General features: G+C 70.9%; 4 protein-coding genes and 1 pseudogene. All 5 read left to right on the forward strand.

Annotated elements, in window-relative coordinates:
* Nucleotides 1-117: pseudogene (locus IEZ12_RS39880) on the forward strand (DNA methylase); the annotation flags it as partial.
* Between the two features lie 228 nt (nt 118-345).
* The gene (locus tag IEZ12_RS36880) at nt 346-1,200 is read left to right on the forward strand and encodes a bifunctional DNA primase/polymerase (protein WP_189278740.1); all 855 of its coding nucleotides are present in this window, start codon (nt 346-348) and stop codon (nt 1,198-1,200) included.
* Nucleotides 1,201-1,202: 2 nt separating this feature from the next.
* Nucleotides 1,203-2,678 carry an AICE element replication initiation protein gene (locus IEZ12_RS36885; RefSeq protein ID WP_189278742.1) on the forward strand — a complete coding sequence of 492 codons (1,476 nt, stop codon included), beginning with the start codon at nt 1,203-1,205 and terminating at the stop codon, nt 2,676-2,678.
* A 457-nt stretch (nt 2,679-3,135) separates the two neighbouring features.
* Nucleotides 3,136-3,324 (forward strand): helix-turn-helix domain-containing protein, encoded by a 189-nt coding sequence (locus IEZ12_RS36890; protein ID WP_373295572.1) that lies wholly within the window; start codon nt 3,136-3,138, stop codon nt 3,322-3,324.
* Nucleotides 3,324-3,779: N-terminal phage integrase SAM-like domain-containing protein (locus IEZ12_RS36895; protein WP_268250307.1), on the forward strand; the 456-nt coding region annotated here is incomplete at its 3' end. The genes IEZ12_RS36890 and IEZ12_RS36895, both read left to right, overlap by 1 nt.

Here is a 3,779-nt window from a genome sequence, read left to right on the forward strand (position 1 = left end):
TCCTGGACCGACGTCCGCGAGGAACTCACCGAAGCCATCCCCCCGGCCTACACCCACCTGATCGGCCGCCACGCCCTCGCCCTGCTCGCCGGCGCGCCCGTCCCGCTCGCCGCCTGAGGCTCCGGCCGTGGCCGCCCTCGATTGGCGCGACGCCCGGCACTTCGACCGCACCCGCACCCTCCCGTGCCGCTGGTGCGGCCACCCCACACCACTGCGCGACCAGCAGCGCAGACCCGCACACAAGGTCTGCGCCGAAGCCGCGATGAACGACAGCGGCAGCCCCGATTCCTGGCCGGAGGGGGCTGCCGCTGATCCAGAACCTCAACAGAACTGGAGACACCCAGCATGACCCAACAGACCCTGGTTCGGGGAGAGCACCTGCCCGCGGCTCTCTCCCTCGCAGCCGTCAGCGTGCCCGTGCTGCCGCTGCGCGCGGGGAAGGTGCCGTTCGGCAACTGCCCCGACTGTGCGAACAACGCGTGCGGCGGCCGGCCGAACATGAAGACCCCCGGCCCCTGCACCTGCCCGGCCCCGTGCCACGGCTGGGCCGCCGCCACCACCGACCCGACCGTCCTCAACTCGCCCACCTGGGCGCGAGCCTGGCGGCAGGCCGCCGGTGTGGCCTACCACCCCGGAGGCGCGGCCCTGACCGTCGTCGACCTCGACAACGCGGACGCCATCGCGTGGGCGCACGCCAGCCTGCCCGCCACCCGGACCGTGGCCACCACCCGCGGCGAGCACTGGCTCTACCGGGGTGCCATGCCGTCCGCCAACGCCGTGCGGCCCGGCGTGGACGTCAAGTCGCTCATGTCCTACGCCCGTTGGCTCGGCCCCGGCACCGGCCCGCTCGCCGCCCTGCCGGACGCGGTCCGCGACCTGGTCGTCAGGGAGCCAGCCCCGGTCCGGCCGGTGCGCGTCTCCGTGCCGGTGCCGGCCGGGGGCGGCCGGTGCCCGCACCGCAGCCCGGTGTTCCTGGAACGCGGCATCGCCATGGCCGAGCAGACCATCACCGCCGCCACCGCCGCCGTCCACGCCACCGTGTTCGGGACGTTCCTCGCGGTGCTCTCGACGCACGGCCGGTGCGGGTGCCTGACCGACGCCCACGTCCAGCGGCTGTTCGCCGCCGCCGGCGCGAAGGGCGAGTCCCCCCGGCACTGCGCCGACGCGTGGGCGAACGCTGTCCACAGGCTGGGGATGTAGCCGTGGGAGACGACGAGAAGAACCCGGCACGCCAGGTCATCGCCGACTACGCCCAAGCCCACTTCCGGTACTTCCGCACCGCCGACGGGGCCGTGTACGCGCAGAAGCTCGGCCACCCCGTCGCCCGCCCGATCCGCTCCCAGGGCACCACCGGAAGCCACCGCCAGGAACTCCTGGTCGGCCTCTACAAGGACGGCAAAGGCGTGTTCAACGGCACCGCCATGAAGGAAGCCCTCGACCTGATCGAGGCACTCGCCCTGTCCGAGGACGTGCAGCCCGTCCACATCCGCGTCGCCCCCGGCTTCGACGGCGCGACGTGGCTCGACCTCGGCCGCGCCGATGGCCTCTCCGTGCGCATCCACCCCAACGGCTGGGACGTCCGCGTCCCGGACCCGCGCGAGGTGTGCTGGCGGCGCACCCAGCTCACCGGAGAACTCCCCATCCCCACGAAGGACACCGACGGCAAGGGCTTCGACCACCTGTTCCGGCTGTGCAACTTCGCGAACGCCGGGTCCGAGGTGCTGGCCATGGCCTGGCTGGTCGGCTGCCTCGGCCCGTCCGTCCCTGTGCCCGCGCCGTTCCTGACCGGCCCGCAGGGCGCGGGCAAGTCGACGGCCGGCCGGATGCTCCTGCGTGTCGTCGAGGGCATGACCGGCGACCTGCGCCGCGCGCCGAAAGACGAGGAGAACCTGATCGCCGCCGTGGCCGCAGGCTGGGTCACCGCCCTCGACAACCTCTCCCACATGACCCCGGACATGTCCGACGCCATGTGCTGCATCGTCACCGGCGCCGAGAACGTCAAGCGGGCCCTGTTCACCGACGGCGACGTCTTCCGCGTCGGCTACCGCCGCCCCCTGCTGCTCACCGGCATCGACGTCGGCGTCATCCGCCCCGACCTCGCCGAACGCCTCCTGCCGCTCAGGTTGGAGCGGCCCAAGGTCCGGCGGACCGAGGCCGAGCTGTGGGCGGAGTACGAGCCGGTGCTGCCCGTCATCCTCGGCTCCCTTCTCGACCTGACCGTCAAGGTCCGCGCCACGCAGGCGGAGACCCCCACCGAGACGCGCATGGCCGACTTCGCCCACCTCTGCGCGCAGCTCGACGCCGCCGAACACCTCGGCGCGCTCGCCGCCTACCGCGCCAGCCTCGACGACCTGAACGACGACGTGATCGAGGGCGACCTGCTCGCGCAGACCGTCCTCACCCACGCCGACACCATGACCCCGGGCCAGCCGCAGCAGATGACGTCCACGGAGTGGCTGGCCACCCTCAGCCGCCTCTACGCGGGCGAGGAACTGCGCTCCCTGCCCAAAGGGTGGCCGACGACCGGAAAGGTGCTGTCCGACCGGCTCAAGCGCCTCCAACCCACCCTCGCCGCACGCAACGTGCTCATCGACTCCGGCCGCACCAAAACGGGCCGCTACCTGGAGATGACCCGCCCCGCACCGCCGCCCCAGCACGAACAGCTCCACCTGCCCTGACCCGTCACCGCCCGAACCGCAAGAAGAGCACGGCCTCGCTCAGCCCCCGGGTGCTCCTCTTGCTGTTCGGCGGCTGCGCCGCCCCAGAGCGTGCCGCGCAGCGGCTCCTCCTTCTCGCTCTGAGGCGCACCCGAAGAACAACAGACACCGCCTCAATTTTTCCTAAGTAGAGAATCCTGCGTCACCCGCGTCACCCGAGCCGAAAAACGGCCCCTGACCTGCACGGAAAGGGGTGACGCAGACGACGGCCGCTGCGTCATCATGCGTCACCCGCGTCACCCGATGACGCAACCGATGACGCAGCGGTGACGCAGAGCCCCGACGCTGCGTCATTCAAAACCGCAGGTCAGAGCACCTGAATGACGCAGATGACGCGGTGACGCAGAAATCCCCACCTAGGACACACACGCACGCCCCAAGCCCTCGAACGTCATCCGCCGCGCTGGAAAGGACCGCCGTGGCCCACATCGCACCCATCGCCCTGAAGGTCCCCGAAGTCATGGCCGCCCTCGGAATGAGCCGCGGCAAGGTCTACGACCTCATCCGCGCCAAGAAGCTCGGCAGCTTCAAGGAAGGCGGCTCCCGCCGCATCCCCCTCACCTCCGTCCACGACTACGTCCGCACCAAGATGGAAGAGGCCGCCTGATGGTGAAGAAGCGGAACCCCAACGGCTCCGGCACAGTGACCAAGCGCAAGGACGGCCGATACCAGGCGGCTGTCTACGTGCCGCAGCCCGACGGCACCCGGGCCCGTAAGTACGTCTACGGCTCGACCTGGCTGGAGTGCGACGAGAAGCGCCAGGAACTGGTCCGGCGAGACCGCCAGAACATCCCGACCCCCACGCGATCGGCGAAGCTCTCCGAGTGGCTGCCCTACTGGTTGGAGCACTTCATCAAGCCCAACCGGAAGCGCACCACCCTCGACAAGTACGAGATGCACATCCGGCTGCACCTCCTGCCGGTGCTCGGCTCCAAGACGTTGGAGGGGGTGGGCACGGCGGACGTCCGCCGGCTCATCGCCACGGTGACGAAGAAGGTGTCGGTGGCCAGCGCCAAGGAATCGCACCTGGTGCTGCGAACTGCCCTGTCGGCGGCGGTCCGG

The organism is Kitasatospora griseola (assembly GCF_014648555.1).
Lineage (GTDB): Bacteria > Actinomycetota > Actinomycetes > Streptomycetales > Streptomycetaceae > Kitasatospora > Kitasatospora griseola.